Source organism: Treponema sp. OMZ 855, assembly GCF_024181145.1.
Classification (GTDB): domain Bacteria; phylum Spirochaetota; class Spirochaetia; order Treponematales; family Treponemataceae; genus Treponema.
Map to the genome: position 1 here is coordinate 422,387 of NZ_CP051194.1, position 18,727 is coordinate 441,113.

The window sequence follows — 18,727 nt, forward strand, 5'->3', positions numbered from 1 at the left end:
ATGAGTGAGATATTTCTTTATTTTTCATTTTTTCCTCTCTGCCGGAAGGTGCATTCTAACATTGTTTTAAACCGCAAACGGGTTTAGTCCCGTTTGTCGGCTTTGAAAACGGTGTTAGGCGAATTCTATAAAGAACCTAACTTTTTTAATATTTCCTCTTTTTCCTTTTCAAGAGCTTTATCTGTGATATCTATGGCTGGTTGAAAAATATTCATGTCCATTTCAAAATGATTAAATTCATTTAATAGAGTTTTCTTTGATAAGAAGAAAATTCTATTCTTTGTATTTTCCAGGTCTTTTTTGCTACTTGGGAAAGCTTTATTTATTATTTGATTTAGCATACAATTATTTTTTGTATCTACCCCATATTTATCAACAAGTTTTTTTTCGACAGTCATTCGCAGATAAAGGTAGGTAAAGCTGTGCATTAGCGTTTTTGCCAACAATGGGAATTTATCCTTTTTTAAAATATTTAAATCATCAATATCATAAGATAAAATATCATGTACTGATATAACGTGTTCATTTTCTATAATATTTGTTTGGAATAATTCATTATATAATAAAGATAAATTTACGCTTTCTGTCTCATATCCATGCATTATTTTTGTCAATTTGTCTTTTTTTTCATTATTTTGGATTAAATAGCAATAACCTCGAAGAAAGGGGACGATTGATATAAGAAATGCCTTTTCATTCAATATTTCAGGTGCAATGTCTGAACAAAAAAGTTTAATCAATGATGGAATATATAATAATATACGTTTTTCATGATCATTTATTTTTAAGAAACCGTTATTTTCACCTTCAGTATTGTTCATATAGTATAAGATAAAAGAATTATTTAATTGATGCTCTAACAATTTTATTAAGTCAGTATTATGTGTAAGAATTAAAGAATATTTATCACTTAAAAATTTGATTATGGCATATGCAATTTTATTTTTATAAATAGAATCAAAGCTTGAAATAGGGTCATCTAAAACGACTAATTGTTCGTTGACTTTTTTTGCTTTCAGTAGTTCAAATGATAATGACAAAAAATTCTGTTCGCCATTACTAAGCTTCAAGCTTGTTCTTTCCTGGTTTAAGAATTCTTTATTATCTAATAATAAACGTATATTCTTGTTTTCATCACGAGACAATGTTATCTTTTTTTCTAAGCAACTGTTTAAGAAGCTTTCTATAAAAATAACATCTTCATCCTCGAATTCAGGTTTTTCAGATACTATTTTCTTGTATTCATTATAAATATTTAATAGATTTGCGTCTTTTATAGCATTGATAAATTCATTCGTCAAAAGATTTTTGTATAAAACTTCATACGTTTCAATTTCTGCTAACAACTTATCTAAAATATCCAAATTACCTGTAAAAAAAATTTCTTCCAAAGCTTTTTTTATTTCAAATTTGTCATCTGCAGGGACTTTCATAATAATCCCATCTATTATTTTTTTTGAATTATCTGATAGCGTATTATAAGCATTTTTATTTTCGTTTGATTTTTTTGCTAATAGAGCTTCTTGATTTATATCGTTATCGCATACGATGCAATTATGTATATTTTGATATTTTTTTAATATTGATATAGCATCGTTCGTCTGTTCAATTTTTATATATTGCTCTTCTTTACAGAATGTATCTTTTTTAAGTTGTCGTAAAGCATTTAAGTATGAGGTTTTGTCTTTTTTATTATCAACAAAAAAATAAAATTTCTCATCATCATAAGATGATACGTCAAGAGCATTTTTTTCGTTAAAATAATTTAAAAAATCTTCCTTATCGATATTATTTCCTTTTTGCTTATTATTCGCTAAATCAGAAATATAGTCTTTTAACTTATCATCATCCAACAAAGATAAAAATACAGAGTTCTTTGTTGTAATACCAAATCTAACTTTTAATACATTTATTAATGAGTCATATAAATTTCGAAATCCTTTATCTAATTGTTCTTTCAGTTGATATTCTTTTTTTATGTTATCTCCAAGTATAAAATCTTCAGTTGAGCCTTCTATTATATTTCTTCCGTTTTGGTCATGAATTATATGAGCGAAAGGTTCTCCATTATTTGTATATCTTATGTTGTTAAATTCAATATCAAACTCAGAATTTGCAGCTTTTTCTAAAATTGAAGATAAACTTGTTTTTCCAGTTCCATTTGGACCATATATTACAGCAATTTTATTAGTGCTGAATTCTATTTCATTATTTTGGGTAAGTTTTTCATATTCTGCACAAAATATACGTTCCCTTTTTAATTTGAATATTTTCATCATGATATTATATTCCTCCATAATAATAGCGCAGCGAACCGTCCGCCTAACGGGGCGGCGGATAAGCTGCAAGAAGCGAGAAAGCCGAAAGGCTTTTGAGCTTTGCCGTCAGCTTAATTCGCGTGTTGGACGGCGCTGTGCGCCGGACGACAGGCGGAGGTTCCGCCGCTCCGTTGAACGGGCGCGCAGCGGCCGTTCAACTAACGCTTAACCTGCATTTGCGGCTGTCCGCAATGTCAGGTTGAAGCGGGTGTTAGGCAAAAAATATTATCGGTCATTAGCTTTAATGCTTTTGTTTTGCACTTTTTCTGTTTATTTCTTTTGCACTTTTTGAATGGTTGATAATATCTCCATACTTCATTGTGGATGAGAAATATTTATTTCCTAAGGTATCATCTATTTCAATTCTTACCTTATCATTTGCCTCTAGTTTATTGCCAATACTATCAAGTAAGCTATCTGTACCCATGTCATCCTTAAATATCTCGTTTTTTCGTAATATGTGAGGTAATTTTGTTTTTCCTGACATATCAATACAAGCAACTGAATCTGCTTGAACTCCCATTAGTTCTATCTTTTTTCCACAAAAATTAAGAGCAATTGTTTTAATATGAATTTCTTCTTTGCCAAAGTTTGTAACTTCTGTTGATAATACAGCAACAACTGGTGAGAAGTTTCCAAAAACATCTTTTGTGAATACTATGTTAAATTTTGTTTTAATTTTTATTTTTCTCCTATTGTTATTAACAGAAGAAATAATATTCCAACTTAGCGAAACTGTTGATACAACAGCAGCATAAATTGCCACCATAACTTTTGGATCCACCCAATCATTTGTAGTCATTCTTGAACTCCTTTTAATAGTAATAATTTATATTCCTAATATCATTCTCAGAATACCCCGTCGTATTTTTCTTTTCAATAATCAATGCAGAAATATTTCCCTCCGCCGGAGGCGTGTGCCTAACTTCTTTTCGCCCCTTCCTCATAATATCATACGAACGCCCCATTTGCAATCTAAACTATCGCGGATTAAACCAATAACATCTTTCTTCTATAATATTCCCAAGAACATATCATCAACAGCTAGATTAGGCCTATCTTCACTAAATAGGATACATTTTCGGTTGATAGGGCATGAAAATCGACTGCAACCACTTTGTAAGAACAACACTCCAACATGCGGATAAAAAGACCTCAGTCATTCCTGAGCAAAAGAGAAAATATCTTTACGGTTTCCTCACGACTCAGTATACCAAGCAGTTGCTCAGACTTTTTGGCATGGATGCCATTGTTCGGCGAATGTGCATCCATGCACATTCCTGACGGCGAGTTTTTGTTCCACAAAAACATCACTTCTGCTTGGAACCATCGGCATTCTTGTTGGAAATGATACGTTTAATATTTATTTTTGTGCAGCACGAAGTAGATGCACCCCTTCCGTAAGCTTTTTGAAATAGACGCCACAGATGCTAGGAGCCTAGCCGAAATAAAGCGGAGACGTATCGGGTATACGTTGAGCATTTATTTCGGCGTAGCGACAACGCAGATGTGCCGTATATTTCAAAAGGTATGAGGGAAGGCCTTCTGAATAACCTCCTCCATCCTAGTAACAGGGTGGAACTGAATGCCTTTCTTTATGTGCTCGGGGATTTTTTCGAGGTCGCGGATATTTGCGGCGGGGATGATAATCTCCTTGATGCCGTTGCGGCGGGCGGCGATGGTTTTTTCCTTTAAACCGCCGATCGGGAGTACCTGACCGGTCAGTGAGAGTTCGCCGGTCATGGCGAGTTTCGGTTTAATGACTTTGCCGGACAACAGCGAAAGCAGTGCAACAGTCATCGTGATGCCGGCGGAGGGGCCGTCTTTGGGAGTTGCGCCTTCCGGAATGTGCAGGTGGATAACGTGGCTTTCAAACCACTTAACGCTTGCAATACCATGTGCGTCGGCAAAGTGGCGCACCCATGTCCATGCAATCGAGGCGGACTCCTTCATCACATTACCCATCTGACCGGTCAGGCGGAATTGTCCCTTGCCCTTATTCGGCAAGGCTTCTATCAACAGGGTATCGCCGCCCATACTCGTCCATGCAAGCCCGATTGCCGTGCCGGGAACCTTTGCGTATTTGATATCGTCGTCGCGGAAAATGGGTTTGCCGAGCATCTTTTCGATTTCGGCGGTATCGGGCGCGAACACGTCTTTTTCGCCGCGCTCGCCGGTAACCAGTTCAACGGCGATTTTCCGGTGGAGCTTATCGAGGTTCTTTTCAAAGTTGCGTACCCCCGCCTCCCGCGCATAGCCGTTCGCAATATGCAGCAGTATCTGCTTGGAATATTTCACCTGCGCTTTCTTTAAGCCGTTTTTCTCAAGGCTTTTCGGCAGCAGGTAGTTCTTTGCGATTTCTACTTTTTCCGAATCGATATAGCCTGCGAGTTGAATAACTTCGGCGCGGTCGAGCAGCGGGCGCGGAATACCGTCAAGCGTGTTCGCCGTCAGAATAAATACGATATGCGACAGGTCAAACGGCAGATCGAGGTAGTGGTCGCGGAACGAAACATTCTGTTCGGGGTCGAGTACTTCAAGCAAGGCGCTGGAAGGGTCGCCTTGATAGCTTTGTCCCATTTTATCGATTTCGTCAATCATAAAGACCGGCGCCTTTGTTTTTACGATTTTTAATCCCTGCAAAATCTTACCGGGCATCGCGCCGATGTACGTTCTGCGGTGTCCTTTAATTTCAGCCTCATCCCGCATACCGCCCACCGAGAACCGGAAAAACGGTTTATTCATTGCACGGGCAATCGACTTGCCGACGCTCGTTTTACCGACACCGGGCGGCCCCACCAGCAAAACAATCGAGCCCTTCGTATCGTTTTTCAGCTTCCGTACCGCAAGGTATTCGATAATTCTCTTCTTTACATCCTCCAGCCCGTAGTGATCCGCGTCCAAAACTTTTTTCGCTTCTTCTATATTATACGCTTCCGGTTCGGGAGGATTCCACGGGAGTGTCAGCGCGGTTTCAAGATAATTCCGTCCGACAATGTACTCAGGCGAATTCGGCTCGAGGAACTTGAATTTTTCAAACTCAGCTTCTATCGTCTCTTTTACTTCACCTTCAAAATGGAATGAGTCGATCAGCTTGCGGAATTTCTCTTCATCGGCATCCTTCGGATCGGAACTCAAGCCCAGTTCTTTTTTGATACTTTTGAGCTCTTCATGCAGGAAGTATTCCCGCTGATTTTTTTCAATCCGCGTATTCAGATCGGCCTGAATTTTCCGCTGAACATCGAGCAGCTCTTTTTCTTTTTTGATATGAACAAAAACTTTTTCCATCCGTTCACGGACGTTGATAGTTTCCAGTATTTTTTGCTGATCCTCTTTCGGAATATTCAAAATGCTGGCGGTAAAATCCGCAATCTTTCCGGGATGATCGATATTGACGATGTTGAGCCGCATCTCTTCCGTAAAAAGCGGGTTGTTTTCGGAAAGTTCTTTCATCTCTCCGATAAGCCCGCGCAGCATCGCCTTTACCTCAACCGTATTCTCTTCCTCATCTTCAAGATACTGAACCGCTACGACAATCGGTTTTTTCTCGTTGACAACTTTGCGGATTTTGAACCGCTTTAAGGTTGAAATAAGAATATTGATACCGCCGTCAGGTAGGTTGATTTTTTTGATAATTCGCGCAGCAGCTCCGATTTGGTATACATCAGAGGCGCCCGGATCTTCCGTCTCGTTTTTTAACAGCGAAAGACCGATAAAACCGGTGCTGCCGTACGCTTCTTCGACAGAGCGGATATCATCGGCGTCGTTTATCAAAAGCGGGGTAAAAATCCCCGGATAAATAGGCCGGCCGTTCAGCGGAATAAGATTGATTTTTTTAGGCAAAAGTTCTTCGATTGGAATAACCGCCTTTGCGTCTTGTTGAGTTGACGTATCTGCCGCGTTCGGCGTATCTAAAGTCTTTGAAGTATCTGAATCCATAGCTCTAAATATCGTCATTATTCAACGAAAAGTCAATAAATGGCCTTTTATCTCTTTAGAAAATGCGGTATACTGCCCCGTATGGGGAAAAGTATCGTTTTTGTTAATCAAAAAGGCGGGGTAGGGAAAACCACTTCAGCCGTCAATATCGGCGCATACTTTGCACAGGCAGGGAAGAAAACGCTGCTTGTAGATTTTGATCCGCAGGGAAATATGTCGTCGGGCGTCGGTATTTCCAAAAAACAGCCGAGTATTTATGATGCAATTGCCGGAAAAATTCCTATCCAAAAAACGGTCAGACCGACGGCGGTTAAGGACTTGTATGCAATCCCCGCCGATATTAATCTATCGGGTGCGACCATCGAATTGGTTGATCAGCAATCTCGAGAATTTTTTCTCCGCGACAATCTTGCCCTCCTTAAAGAAGAATACGAATATATTTTAATTGATTGCCCTCCGTCATTGGGGATTTTAACGCTGAACGGACTCGCCGCTGCGGATGAGGTGTTTATTCCGTTGCAGTGTGAGTATTTTGCGCTTGAGGGCTTAACGCTCCTTTTGCAAACCGTTAAAAGAGTACAGGAAAAAATCAATCCCCGCCTTAAAATCGGCGGTATCTTTTTCACGATGTACGATTCCCGCACAAAGCTCGCGCAGGAAGTGGTGCAGCAGGTTACCGCTTATTTTAAAGACCGCGTATGCAGCACGATTATTCCGCGTAACGTCCGCCTCTCCGAAGCGCCCTCCCACGGGCTGCCCATCTGCAAGTATGATGATTCTTGTATCGGTGCCCGCAGCTATGCAAAACTCGCTCAGGAGGTGCTTGACCGTGCCTAAATCTGCACTGGGTAAAGGGCTCGACTCCTTGCTTCCTTCCGATATCACGGATTTGTATTCAAATGATGCTGCTGCACAATCTTCGGATGTACAATCGGGTAGCGGTTTGTCTGTAATGCTGCAGCAGAATGTGATGCGAGGAGAAGCGGCGCAACAAGCCGGTACTCAAAATCGCGCTGATACGGTCGGTTCTGCTTCGGTTGAACTTGACCCCGCGCTGTTAAAACCCAATCCGTTTCAGCCCCGCCGAACCTTTAACGAAGAGAGTTTGCAGGAACTTGCCGCTTCCATAAAAGAACACGGGATTATTCAGCCAATTATCGCGGAAAAAAACGGCGATGAATACTATATTATTGCGGGAGAGCGGAGAACGAGAGCGGCGCTTTTAGCGGGGCTTACGCGGGTGCCGGTCATCTTCCGTGAATTTGAAAATAGCAAAAAACTTGAAATTGCGCTTATCGAAAATATCCAGCGGGAAAACCTCAATCCGATTGAAGAGGCGAAGGCATATCAAGAGATTATGCAGCTGTCCAACCTCAATCAGGAGGAGACCGCTAAGCGGGTAGGGAAGAGCCGATCGGCGGTTGCCAATGCGATGCGGCTTTTACAGCTGCCCGACGAAATGCAGACAGCGCTGGAAAAAGGCTTCATCACCGCAGGTCATGCGCGGGCAATCCTCTCGCTTATCAATCCGGCAGATCAAACGCTGCTGTTTACCCGCATTACGGAGCAGGCGCTTTCGGTGCGTGAAGCGGAAATGCAGGCAGCTCAGTTGAAAAACGGCAGCCGCGCCGGACGGAAAAATACGGCACCGCAGCCGGTAAGCCGGCCGGAAGCGGATGATGCGCAGCTTGCTGTTAAAGATATTGAGCAGCAATTTATTGATGCGCTGGGTACAAAAGTGGAAATTAAAGGCGACCTTGAAAAAGGCATCGTGCATATTTCGTACTTTTCGCAGGCAGATCTTGATGCGCTATATAATAAAATTGCCGCAAAATAGCATTGCAGGAACATAACCTTCGATGGCAAACCTTTCCGATTATCTAGTTTGGCGGGGCGATCTTCCCTTTGAAGTGCGCCCGTTCAATGCGGTAGATGCGCTGGTTCTGTGTCAACTTTCTTACCTTAACTTTTCCGATATTGTCCCAGCCCAATTTACCGATGGTATTACGCTGCGGGAAGCTGCCCGTATCTACGCCACCGATTCTACGCGTGGAACTCCTGAAGAGTTTGGTGTGTTAATCAACCCGCTCACCGCCGATTTGCTCAAAACTGCTGGGGAAACGGAGCGCTTCGGTTCTATTCTTTTAAAAGGCTTTGTGAATGAGATTGACCGCAGTGCGGATAAGCAGTTTGCCGCAATTACTGCCCTGCTTTCAACGGGGTCTGCCTGTGTTGTCTATCGGGGTACGGACGATAGTATAATCGGATGGAAAGAAGACTGCCTTTTGAGCCTTTCCGCCCCCATCCCCTCTCATACTGCAGCGGCGGATTATCTTTCGGCGGCTGCGGAAGCTGCCGTTGTGTGCGGCACTGAAAAGCTTTACATTGCAGGGCATTCCAAGGGCGGAAACCTTGCGCTTTATGCGGCCGGGACTGCCGCCGCTTCGATACGGGAGCGGATTGAGCGGGTGTTCTGTTTTGACAGCCCCGGCTTTGCCTTTGATATTGAACAGCGGAGCGGATTTCAAGCGATTATCCCTAAAACCGCTTCTTTTATTCCGCAGTCGTCCGTTGTTGGCGTGCTTTTATCCTATCTGCCGCATTATACCGTTATTGAAAGCGCCGAAACCAACACCTTGTGGCAGCATGATGTATTTTCTTGGCAAATTAAACGGGATGGGTTTGTACTATATCAGCAAGGGCGGACAAAGGAAAGCTATTTTGCGGAAAAAACCATGCGGGAATGGCTTTCTCATCTTAACGATACCGAGCGGAAAGAATTTATCGAAACGTTGTTTGCCGTTCTGTTCGGTACCGGTGCGGAAACGCTCAGTGAATTAACGGCTAACGGACTTGCTCATTCGCTGCATATTTTAAAAGAGCTGCATACGGTAGATTCCGAGCGACGGAGAGAGCTGTTTGCCGTCATTAAAGCATTCTTCGGGGCGGTTTATACACATTTTCCCTATCCGTAAGCCTTTATTCGTGCGAGGGGTTAATACCCCGATGCTTTGCGTCGGGGTTGTTGATTGTAAAAGTTAGGAACAGCGCTCGCAGTCCGGATTTTTACCTCAAACTGCGAGGAGCTGAGATGCTTTGCTGATGCGGCATCTTCTATCCTGAAGGATGCAAAGCAAATCTAACCGAGTTTTTTCGGATGTCCTAGCCGTTTTCTTCCGCTAAATCAAGGCTTTCAGTATTCGGTTTGAATATCTTACTGCAGATAATAAAGCAGATAAAGCTGAGTGCCAATCCCGGAATGATGGGGTCAAGGCCGAAAAGTGAGGTCTTTGTTTGCTCAAGGATGATGACGACAATACTTCCGGCAATGAGCGAGGCAATAGCGCCGATGTTTGACGCCTGCTTCCAATAGTGTCCCATAACATACGGGAAAAAGGCGCCTGCCGCTCGCAGTGTAAACGAGAATAGCAGCAGTTTAATGATGCTGCCGGTGTTAAACAGTGCAATGAGCATACCGAATATGCCGACTATCAGCATAGTGATTTGCGTAACGCGCATAACTTCTTTGTTTGTCGCATTCGGTTTGATGTAAATTTTGTAGATATCGTTTCCGAATATGGAACCGGCGCCCAGTAAGTCAGAGTCGGCGCTCGACATCGTTGCAGAAATAATACCGGAAAAGAGAAGTCCGACAATCAATGCAGGCATTGTTGCCATCGCCAAATGCGGCAGCGCGTATTTCGGTCCTTGGCTCAGTATGATATCTCCGTCTATTTTTTTCATATTGATAAGCGCCAACGTAATAATACCGAGAAGCGTCGGAATGAAGGCATATACAAAGTTCAGTATTGCGGAAATGATTGAACCCTGTACGGCAGCTTTTTCATCACGGGCGGCATAATAGCGCGAAACTGCCTCTTGCCCTACCGAAAAAGATGCAACATACATAATCGTCATCGAAATAATCACGCCGACGCCAATGCCCTTAAACGGACTGAATGTGTCGGGCGGAACATTTGCTACGACGGCTTGCATACCGCCTGCAAGATTGAGAGAGAACGGCAACGCAAGTGCCATACCGATGATAATCAAGAATACCTGTACAAAGTCTGTAATGGTAACGCTCCATAAACCGCCCATAATCGAATATACGGTAACAACAATCGCAACGATGATAACCGCTACGGAGTAGTTTATGTTCAGCATAAAAGATACGATTGTCGCAGAAGCGATAAACTGAGAGGCCGTCAAACCGATCAGCGGTAAAATCATAATAATTGCGGTAATCAACCCTGCCGAGCCGCTGTATCGGCGTCTAAAGTATTCGGGTACGGTTTTAACCATTGTCCGGCGTAGACGGGGGGCAAATACGGCAAGTACGATATAGGCAATACCCATCGTTGCAACATACCAAAATGCGCTCAATCCCCAATTCGTAAAGGATTTTTCTGCGACACCGAGCGAGCTTCCTCCTCCGATTTCCGTAGCAGTCAATGTTCCTGCCATTAAAATCGGTCCCAGCCGCCTTCCGGCTACCATAAAATCTTCGTTCGTTTTAATCTTTTTTGAAGATGCCCAGCCGATGAAAAGCATCAATAAAAGATATGCGACAACAATGACCAATACTATCGTATTCATAGCTCCTCCTGTTTATGGGCATCTCTACAGGTGATTAAAATTTTAGAAATGCCATAACTATATTACTATAGTTTCTTATAATTTGCTACTTCCGGTTTTTTACATATTAAACCTGTTCGGAAAATTGAAAATTATTGACATTTTGAGGTATTCAGTATAAAGTTTAAGATGACAGTTATCTACTGTTATAAGGAGCAAACATGTCTGGAATCATGATGGTGATCGTGTGTATTGCTCTCGTAATTATCGGTTTAATTCTTGGATGGACGATTCGCTGGCTGTATGCCAGATTTCAACTATCTGCTTCTGAACAGCGTGCAGAGCGGGTTTTACAGGAGGCTATAAAAGAGGCTGAAGCTCAAAAGAAGGATATTCTTCTTGAGGCAAAAGAACAACTTATTCGGGAAAGAAATCAACAAGAACGAGAGAACCGCGAACGGAGAAGCGACCTTCAACGGATGGAACGCCGCTTAACCCAAAAAGAAGAACAGCTGGATAAACGGCTGGAATTGGCAGAAAAAAATGAAAAGCAACTCGTTGAGCGGAAGGATGCGCTTGACGAACGTGAAAAAGTCTTGGATGGGGAGGAAGAACGGTACAAGGAAGAACTGGAACGTATTTCCGGTTTGACACAGGCTCAGGCAAAAGATTTAATTATCCAGAGTCTTGCGAATGAGGCGAAAAAGGATGCGCAGGTTCTTATTAATAGAATAGAAGAGGAAGCGAACCTTACCGCTGAAAAAAAAGCGCGTGATATCTTGGTTACGACCATTCAGCGGCTGACGACGGAGACAACGAGCGATATAACCGTTTCTACGGTGAGCTTGCCGAGTGATGAAATGAAGGGACGGATTATCGGGCGTGAGGGGCGCAATATACGTGCGCTGGAAACCTTGACCGGTGTCGATATTATTATCGATGATACGCCCGAGGCTGTGGTTATTTCCTGTTTCGATCCGGTGCGGAAAGAAATTGCTCGTATCGCATTGGAACGGCTTATTCTGGATGGCCGAATCCACCCTGCGCGGATTGAAGAAATTGTGCAGAAGGTTACGCGCGAAATTTCGCAAACCGTGTATGAAGAAGGGGAAAAAGTGCTCTTTGACCTCGGTATTCACGATATGGGACAGGAAATGGTGCGTGCACTCGGACGCTTGCATTTTAGAACGAGCTACGGACAGAACGTATTGCAGCATTCCAAAGAAGTTGCCATTTTGGCTGGTACGCTTGCTGCAGAAATCGGCGCGAATGTGGAAATCGCAAAACGCGGCGGTTTACTGCATGATATCGGTAAGGGTGCCGAAGCCGATTCCGACAAGAACCACGCCGAAGTTGGTATGGAAATGACGCGGAAGATGAGCCTCGATCCGCGTATCGTCAATGCGGTCGGTTCGCACCATAACGACATTGAACCGTCTTGTGTGGAATCCATACTGGTGCAGATTGCCGATGCTATTTCCGCCGCACGGCCGGGCGCTCGCCGCGAAACGATGGACAATTACGTCAGACGGCTGGAAAACCTTGAAGCAATTGCAGAAGGGTTCCAAGGCGTTGAAAAAGCGTATGCAATCCAAGCAGGCCGCGAGCTGCGGGTATTGGTAAACAATGAAAAGATACCCGACCAAGAAGTGAAGGCCTTAGGCAGGGATATTGCGAAAAAGATTGAAAACGATCTGAAGTATCCCGGCCGTATTCGGGTAACGCTCATCCGCGAAACGCGTATTATCGAATACGCACGATAACGGAAATGTTCGGTAAAGCAATTCCATTTACCGATAATTGGTAATGAGCAGTAAAAGGCCGTCCTTAATAGGGCGGCTTTTTTATTTAGTACATAAGTTCTATATAAATTTTAATAATAAAACCCGTAATAACTATATGACTAATAAGTGCAATAATAAAATTAATTATTTTGTAATTTAAGCTCGAATAGTCATTTTTTTTACCGATTCTGATTACAAAAATCTCATTCACCATTTTTAATGTCTGATAGTATCTGGTACAAATCAGTATTAACTGGCTAAGAAATATCATTATGCAAAACGGCAGAAGTGAAATCACTAAATATTCAGTATTGAAACTTTTTTCTACTATTATCCTATTAATTGAGACTATGATGAAAGGTATATTTATTATCAAAGAATAAATTATAGAAAATGTAAATAAATGTATATATTTCAATTGGAAGTATTTTTCAACGAAATATAAAAAGGAACCTTTTTTATATTTATTTTCTTTTAAACTTTCTTTTTTATCTAAAACAATATCACCTGATAATTTCTTTCCGATTTTATTTATTTCAATCAAGACTTCATCGTAAATATTTTCATTTACAAATAATTCGTACTTTCCTGAAGTATTTCGGATTTCACTTTCATAATATTTATCATTTAAATGATTTTTTAAGAAGCTACTTTCTCTTTTATCATTCGTTTCAAATACTTTTTTCATATACTTACCTATTATAAGTCACAAAGTCACTTACACCTCAAATATAAAAACTTCCAATAGTAACTCCATGCTCGGGGTTGTTTAGTTGTATGGGGTTTAAGTCCGATTATAGTGATGTTAGAGTTGTTCGGACCATATACCCAGTAAATTATGCTTGAGCACTCATTTTTTGCTTCAAATAATTACAAATCCTGAGCGTCATGGAAATTTTCTACATAAATTTGAAGATGTATCTCTTTGCCTTCGGATGTTTTCACAAAGATATCATATGCCTGCAAATTTCTAAGTTTAGTAAAAGTATTCGTATCCGGTTCTTCTGCAGTTCCTGCCATTTCTGAATCTAAATCCTTTTCGCCAAGTGTATTAAGCAAGGTGGAGAACTTCACTTGATTCTTCTTAATTTGTTTATTCAGTTTTTTGAGTGAAGATTCTTTTACGGTAAATAATGTAACCATATAAGCTACTTCATTATTACTCGCATCCAAGGCCTGTACCATAGAAGTACATTTCATTCCTGTTATTTCAAATTTTTTTCCTGCCGCAGATGTTATTACAATATCAGCTTTTCCTTGAGGTACGATATTGGTCTGCAATGCTGTTACCCCTGTTCCTTTTGCAACCACCCCTCCCAAATACATTGCGACATCATCATTCACTTCCGTAAGCATTTTTTCAGGTTCATACTCATTGGAAAAACCATAGTTTCCGATAACTACCAATACTAATAATAAAAAAAATTTTCTCATTTTTTCTCCTCCGCGCCGTAGGTGTCAACCTAATATTATTTTAAACCATATTGCATGAAAGTACAATATCGGCTTTAAAAACGGCGTTAGCCGTTTTGTTCTTTAGTAATAATCCATTTATTTTTTGTTTTTGAAGCAACATATCCTTTTGGCAATATATACATTGCTTCATACAATGGATATTTAATAATTATTTCTTCTAATGACACAACTCTAGCATCTTCAGTATTCAATTGTCTGCCAGATAAAAATTGCCAAGAGTCATCTTCATTAGAATATACTACTAATTTTATTTTTTCATTATTTTCGAGAACATATTTATCTGTAAAAGTTATCGAACTTTTTGCTTGTAAAAACTTCCATTCTTTTTTATCGATAATGAAATTATATGTATTAATTAATAGAATCAGCAAAACCATCCAATAAAGATTATATAAGATGCAAATTGCTTTGTTGCTAAATAATTGACCCTTTAAAATAAAAGAAATTATGTTAAGAATAACATAAATTACAATTAGATATATAGAGACTTTATAACTAAAATATTCTCTTTTCTTATTTTTCCATAAATTATTTAAAAGCATTTCATAAATTTCAATATTTTCGTGCACGAATTCATCAGTCTTTTGAATATTAGATTTTTTTCTTGCATCTAATTTTTTTTTACTCACTTTATTGCACAATATTGTCACACATAATCCAACACATATTAAAGCAAACGAAATCAATAGGTAATTTATTGAGGATAACAAATTATGATCTTTAATAAAATAATACATTTTTACCCCTTAACTTCCAGCGCAGCGCACTGTGCGTATAACATTCGCTTAATCTGCACTTGCGGTCTGTCTGCAATGTCAGGTTGCAGCGGCGCAAAGATGCGGAAAGCAACTTTTGTGACAAAGGTTTTGTCGGCTTTGAAAACCTTGTTATGCTTTTTTTATTTTTACCTTGCCAGTTGATTTTAATAACTGAATCATATTTATTAAAATACAAATACCACACAAAAACAACGATAAATATATATTTGTAAGTAATTCTCTTTTGACTTCAGGTTCTCTTACTGATTCAAAAGAAAGCTTTACAATTTCAAATATTGGATACCCTTTTATTTCTGGAAGCCTTAATACTTCTTTTATAATAACAGCAATATAACTTAAATATACTCCAACAGCCGTATATACCAAACTTATTAAAGAAATTATAAGTACACCTATCTTGTTCATTTTGCCTTTTGCCCAAACATAGCCTTTTTGTGAAAGATAAAAATATATTAAACCTGACGCACCTGCGATTCTACCTAATAAAAATAAAATGAATGTTACTAATATTCCAGGAATAGAAAAAACTATTGCTGCTATTGAACCTTGAAGATAATTATTTGGTTGGAGCCTAAAATCTTCATACGCATTGTTAATTTTAGTTTCTAATCTTTTTGCACAAGAAGAACACATTGGAACCGGAATACCATCAACATCAAATAGATTAAGTCCATCTGTTGCTGTACAGTTATCTCCACTGCATTTTGATTTTTCTTGTGGGTATTTTTGTTTAATATACCCAGTTATGTCTTCAATTACTTCTTTTATTTTTGAAATTTTGAAAGGTAAAAAATATTCTGCAAATATAATACAAACATTAGAAGACTGATCGTGAAAAAAATCTATAGTTTTTGCATATCCTTTCCTTTTCCAAGATAAAATTTTCTTTTTATCATCTTCATTTAATTCAATTGGAAATATGAAATTCACATTTTTCTGATTCGCCCCATCTGCAAACATAATATATGTATTATTTATAAATCCATAAAAATATGTTCCGTTATTTTTGAACCCAAATTCTTTGCCCAATTTTTTTAAACCTGGAAAAACCATCCTATTCCCCCTTTTTCTAAAAACCATGCCCTATAGCGTGTGAGCATAACATGGTTTTAAACTGCAAACCGGCACGTCCGGTTTGTCGGCTTTGAAAACTGTGTTAGGTTCTATCTCTCTACGAATTTGAAACCTTACTATTTGCAAGATTTCCTTTTTGTAAATTGCTCTTTTTCAGAATCTGTTAACGAAGAAATAGGAAGCCCTTTCTCTTTTGCATAGTTACGCGACGCTTTCATATTGACTCGCCTTAAAGTTCTATTCCATTTTTTAATCGAGATTGAGTCGATTAAAAAATATTCTTTATTTAAATTCTATATCACAGTTTATATAACTGCTGTATACAATTTCTAGGGTGGATAAATCTAAAACATTTAGCATAAAAGATTCTATTATTGAAACTCGTTGTTCTCTGGAATTTCCCATTCCTATATATACCAGATAAAATTTATTACCTTTTTCAACTAGATTGAATCCCCATTGTCCTTCATTGATTTTTAAAATTTCTCTTTCGTCTTCAAATACTTTTCCTTCGTTTTTAAGGACTTCACCCCCTCGCTTATAAATAATTATCTCAAAATTAGAAGCCATGTAACCAATCGAAGTATAATAAGGTTTCGCGATGATTTTTTTATCTAAAACTTCACGCTCAATTATTTCAGGATGGTCGCCTTTGAGTCCCATGAATGAATAATCAAACGTAGCCATTTTTTCAATTATGCCAGAAGAAATCCATTTCTTTTCATCATTTGTAAGATTATAAACATAACAGGCTCTTGCCGTTGATTCTTTTTTCCATTTTTTATTTTTAAATGAAAGAAGATTATATGCTACAAGACGTCTATTATCAAAATTACGTTCCTCTTCAAAAAATAAAGTTTTTCCTGTAATGGGATTTTGAACAGGATAGACTAACCCGCAATTTCCAGCTGAGCCGTCACCGTAATAATATATAATCCATTTTTGTTTTTTACTGTCAAAGCGAAAAATCGTAAGATAGGGGAATCTGCCGCTTCCTTCAATCTGCATCATCGCAATTAATCTGTCTTTTACATCATCAAGATATATTTCTGTGCAGTAAAGATTAGCATTCTTAGTATAAGATATTTCATTTGGAAGGAAACCACACTTTTCACGATCAGAAACTTCTATTGTGGTATAGTTTAATTCATTTTCATAATTCTCATAAGTTGTATATTCATGATTTTTTATCCAATTTGCGTAATATAAAATATTATCAATTTCAGATTTCCGAGAATTTGATGCAAATAGATTTAATGAGGCTATTAATATAAAAAGTAATACTAGAAATATATCCTTTAATTTCATTTCTTTCCCTCATACCAAGCACCCCACGGGGGCAGTCTAACGTTCGCTTAACCTGCATTTGCGCCTTTATCGACGCAAAGCGTAAGGCAAAGTTGGCGCGAAAGTTGCATTAAAAAGGGAGCTGCACTAGCAGCGACCGATTCCAGCAACTTTCGTGACAAAACAAATGTCAGGTTGAAGCGGGTGTTATGTGTTAATTTTCAATTTCCCTTTTAAATAAAATTATAAGCAAAACTTTTATATCTTAATAGTTCGATTAAATTCTTGCCCCCACTCTTTTAGCTAAATATCAAAAACTTGATTATCATCATACATATTAAAAAAAATATTTTACATTTTTTTCTACTTACTCAGCAAATTGAGTAACTGTATAGTAAAGACAATAGTAATGTAATCAATATGCGAACTATAATATGAGACCATTCTAAATTCCCAACCACATAACCGGTAAAAATTACTAATGGAATCATTAACACTAAAGAAAGATATACAAGCCATGGTAGATTCGTAACCGCAGCCGAAATCAACAAAATAGATCCGACAAAATACAGCAAGTGAACAGTTTTAAAACCTATCCCCTTAATTTCTGCAATCACTGCAATAAGAGTCAGAATTGCATAAAATCCGATAAATCCTCTAGAAAAAATATTAAGTATAGTTTTCAATTTTCTCCCTCTTTAAATAAAATTATAAGCAAAATTTTTATATCTTAATAGTTCGATTGTAATTAAACTAAGTTATTTGAGATGATGCTCATATAGGTAACATTATCATCATATATGAAATCGTATTATACCCTATATGAGCAAGGATACAAGAAAATATAGAATCAGTATAAAAATAAAGCAAACCTAAAATTATGCCGCATATAAATGAAGGTACCATTTGAACGATATTAAAATGGAGTATTGAAAAAAGTGCAGCAGATATGAGCAAGGCAACAATTTTCCCGTAGTTTGTGCAAAAACCGTTAAGCAAAAATCCTCTCATTAAAACTTCCTCAAGAATAGGCGCAAGGATACAAAAATCAAAAAAAGTGGCAATCGGCGATATCTTTATTAAGCAGATAGTTTGTTGATAGTTTTCTTTACTTGATGGAAATAAATTTTCAAATATGGGATCTAATCCCTTATCTAAAAGAAAATAAAATAATATGGAACACCCTAATGCTAATATTATTCCTTGAAAAGAAATATTTGAAAACAAATGTAGTTTGAAATTTGTTTTTGTCATTAGTAGATTAAGAAATATTGTTATACATAAAGCAACAGTAATTAAGTTTAAAACCCTACTTTGTTCAGGGGCAATCTTTCTCCATATTGAAATATCAAGAATCGTATACAGAATCATAAAGCCAAACCAAACAAGCATCCATAGAATTCCTTTTCCAATAGATATTCCATTACTCATATAATCGTTTCTCCTCAATAATCTCTAACTTAAATTTTCTCTTTTTTATTTTAGCATAAAT

Annotated in this window: 14 protein-coding genes; 4 read left to right on the top strand and 10 right to left on the bottom strand. The window is 38.6% G+C overall.

Annotated elements, in window-relative coordinates; genetic code table 11:
• Positions 1-125: 125 nt before the first annotated feature.
• The 3 genes from E4N65_RS02060 to lon all read right to left on the bottom strand — a co-directional run bounded on the left by E4N65_RS02060 (position 126) and on the right by lon (position 6,275).
• On the bottom strand, positions 126-2,279 hold the full coding sequence (locus E4N65_RS02060) for an AAA family ATPase (RefSeq protein WP_253673822.1): 2,154 nt from the start codon (positions 2,277-2,279) through the stop codon (positions 126-128).
• A gap of 280 nt (positions 2,280-2,559) precedes the next feature.
• A complete protein-coding gene (locus E4N65_RS02065; RefSeq protein ID WP_253673823.1) occupies positions 2,560-3,120 on the bottom strand; it encodes a hypothetical protein in 561 nt (186 codons plus the stop codon).
• 719 nt (positions 3,121-3,839) lie between these two features.
• Positions 3,840-6,275, bottom strand: a complete 2,436-nt coding sequence (gene lon, locus E4N65_RS02070; protein ID WP_253673824.1) for an endopeptidase La — start codon at positions 6,273-6,275, stop codon at positions 3,840-3,842.
• A 63-nt stretch (positions 6,276-6,338) separates the two neighbouring features.
• Between lon and E4N65_RS02075 the strand changes: the two genes are divergently transcribed.
• From E4N65_RS02075 to E4N65_RS02085, 3 genes are read left to right on the top strand one after another with little or no spacing between them, the layout of a single operon-like run.
• Positions 6,339-7,094, top strand: a complete 756-nt coding sequence (locus E4N65_RS02075) for a ParA family protein (protein WP_162662597.1) — start codon at positions 6,339-6,341, stop codon at positions 7,092-7,094.
• The gene (locus E4N65_RS02080) at positions 7,087-8,094 is read left to right on the top strand and encodes a ParB/RepB/Spo0J family partition protein (RefSeq protein ID WP_253673826.1); all 1,008 of its coding nucleotides are present in this window, start codon (positions 7,087-7,089) and stop codon (positions 8,092-8,094) included. The genes E4N65_RS02075 and E4N65_RS02080 overlap by 8 nt, the downstream gene beginning before the upstream one ends.
• Before the next feature lie 22 nt (positions 8,095-8,116).
• A complete protein-coding gene (locus tag E4N65_RS02085; RefSeq protein WP_253673827.1) occupies positions 8,117-9,232 on the top strand; it encodes an Mbeg1-like protein in 1,116 nt (371 codons plus the stop codon).
• A 187-nt stretch (positions 9,233-9,419) separates the two neighbouring features.
• Here E4N65_RS02085 and E4N65_RS02090 read toward each other — a convergent pair whose 3' ends face one another.
• Positions 9,420-10,856: a sodium:solute symporter family protein gene (locus E4N65_RS02090; RefSeq protein WP_253673829.1), complete on the bottom strand. Its 1,437-nt coding sequence runs from the start codon at positions 10,854-10,856 to the stop codon at positions 9,420-9,422.
• A gap of 200 nt (positions 10,857-11,056) precedes the next feature.
• On the opposite strand from E4N65_RS02090, the gene rny reads away from it, so the two are divergent.
• The gene (gene rny, locus E4N65_RS02095) at positions 11,057-12,598 is read left to right on the top strand and encodes a ribonuclease Y (protein ID WP_253673831.1); all 1,542 of its coding nucleotides are present in this window, start codon (positions 11,057-11,059) and stop codon (positions 12,596-12,598) included.
• 85 nt (positions 12,599-12,683) lie between these two features.
• On the opposite strand, the gene E4N65_RS02100 is transcribed toward rny, so the two are convergent.
• The 6 genes from E4N65_RS02100 to E4N65_RS02125 form a co-directional block, all read right to left on the bottom strand.
• Positions 12,684-13,307, bottom strand: a complete 624-nt coding sequence (locus E4N65_RS02100; protein ID WP_253673832.1) for a hypothetical protein — start codon at positions 13,305-13,307, stop codon at positions 12,684-12,686.
• A 182-nt stretch (positions 13,308-13,489) separates the two neighbouring features.
• Entirely contained in the window at positions 13,490-14,053 is a 564-nt protein-coding gene (locus tag E4N65_RS02105) for a hypothetical protein (protein WP_253673833.1), read from the bottom strand.
• An 86-nt stretch (positions 14,054-14,139) separates the two neighbouring features.
• A complete protein-coding gene (locus E4N65_RS02110) occupies positions 14,140-14,745 on the bottom strand; it encodes a hypothetical protein (protein ID WP_253673834.1) in 606 nt (201 codons plus the stop codon).
• Positions 14,746-14,982: 237 nt separating this feature from the next.
• Complete coding sequence (locus E4N65_RS02115; protein ID WP_253673835.1) at positions 14,983-15,927, bottom strand: SNARE-associated domain-containing protein; 945 nt, start codon at positions 15,925-15,927, stop codon at positions 14,983-14,985.
• 303 nt (positions 15,928-16,230) lie between these two features.
• The gene (locus E4N65_RS02120) at positions 16,231-17,256 is read right to left on the bottom strand and encodes a hypothetical protein (protein ID WP_253673836.1); all 1,026 of its coding nucleotides are present in this window, start codon (positions 17,254-17,256) and stop codon (positions 16,231-16,233) included.
• Between the two features lie 753 nt (positions 17,257-18,009).
• A complete protein-coding gene (locus E4N65_RS02125) occupies positions 18,010-18,666 on the bottom strand; it encodes a CPBP family intramembrane glutamic endopeptidase (RefSeq protein ID WP_253673837.1) in 657 nt (218 codons plus the stop codon).
• Positions 18,667-18,727: the final 61 nt, after the last annotated feature.

Coding starts and splice junctions, on each gene's coding strand:
- E4N65_RS02060 (WP_253673822.1), bottom strand. CDS start 2,279: ATGATGAAAATATTCAAATTAAAAAGGGAACGTATATTTTGTGCAGAA.
- E4N65_RS02065 (WP_253673823.1), bottom strand. CDS start 3,120: ATGACTACAAATGATTGGGTGGATCCAAAAGTTATGGTGGCAATTTAT.
- lon (WP_253673824.1), bottom strand. CDS start 6,275: ATGACGATATTTAGAGCTATGGATTCAGATACTTCAAAGACTTTAGAT.
- E4N65_RS02075 (WP_162662597.1), top strand. CDS start 6,339: ATGGGGAAAAGTATCGTTTTTGTTAATCAAAAAGGCGGGGTAGGGAAA.
- E4N65_RS02085 (WP_253673827.1), top strand. CDS start 8,117: ATGGCAAACCTTTCCGATTATCTAGTTTGGCGGGGCGATCTTCCCTTT.
- E4N65_RS02090 (WP_253673829.1), bottom strand. CDS start 10,856: ATGAATACGATAGTATTGGTCATTGTTGTCGCATATCTTTTATTGATG.
- rny (WP_253673831.1), top strand. CDS start 11,057: ATGTCTGGAATCATGATGGTGATCGTGTGTATTGCTCTCGTAATTATC.
- E4N65_RS02100 (WP_253673832.1), bottom strand. CDS start 13,307: ATGAAAAAAGTATTTGAAACGAATGATAAAAGAGAAAGTAGCTTCTTA.
- E4N65_RS02105 (WP_253673833.1), bottom strand. CDS start 14,053: ATGAGAAAATTTTTTTTATTATTAGTATTGGTAGTTATCGGAAACTAT.
- E4N65_RS02115 (WP_253673835.1), bottom strand. CDS start 15,927: ATGGTTTTTCCAGGTTTAAAAAAATTGGGCAAAGAATTTGGGTTCAAA.
- E4N65_RS02120 (WP_253673836.1), bottom strand. CDS start 17,256: ATGAAATTAAAGGATATATTTCTAGTATTACTTTTTATATTAATAGCC.
- E4N65_RS02125 (WP_253673837.1), bottom strand. CDS start 18,666: ATGAGTAATGGAATATCTATTGGAAAAGGAATTCTATGGATGCTTGTT.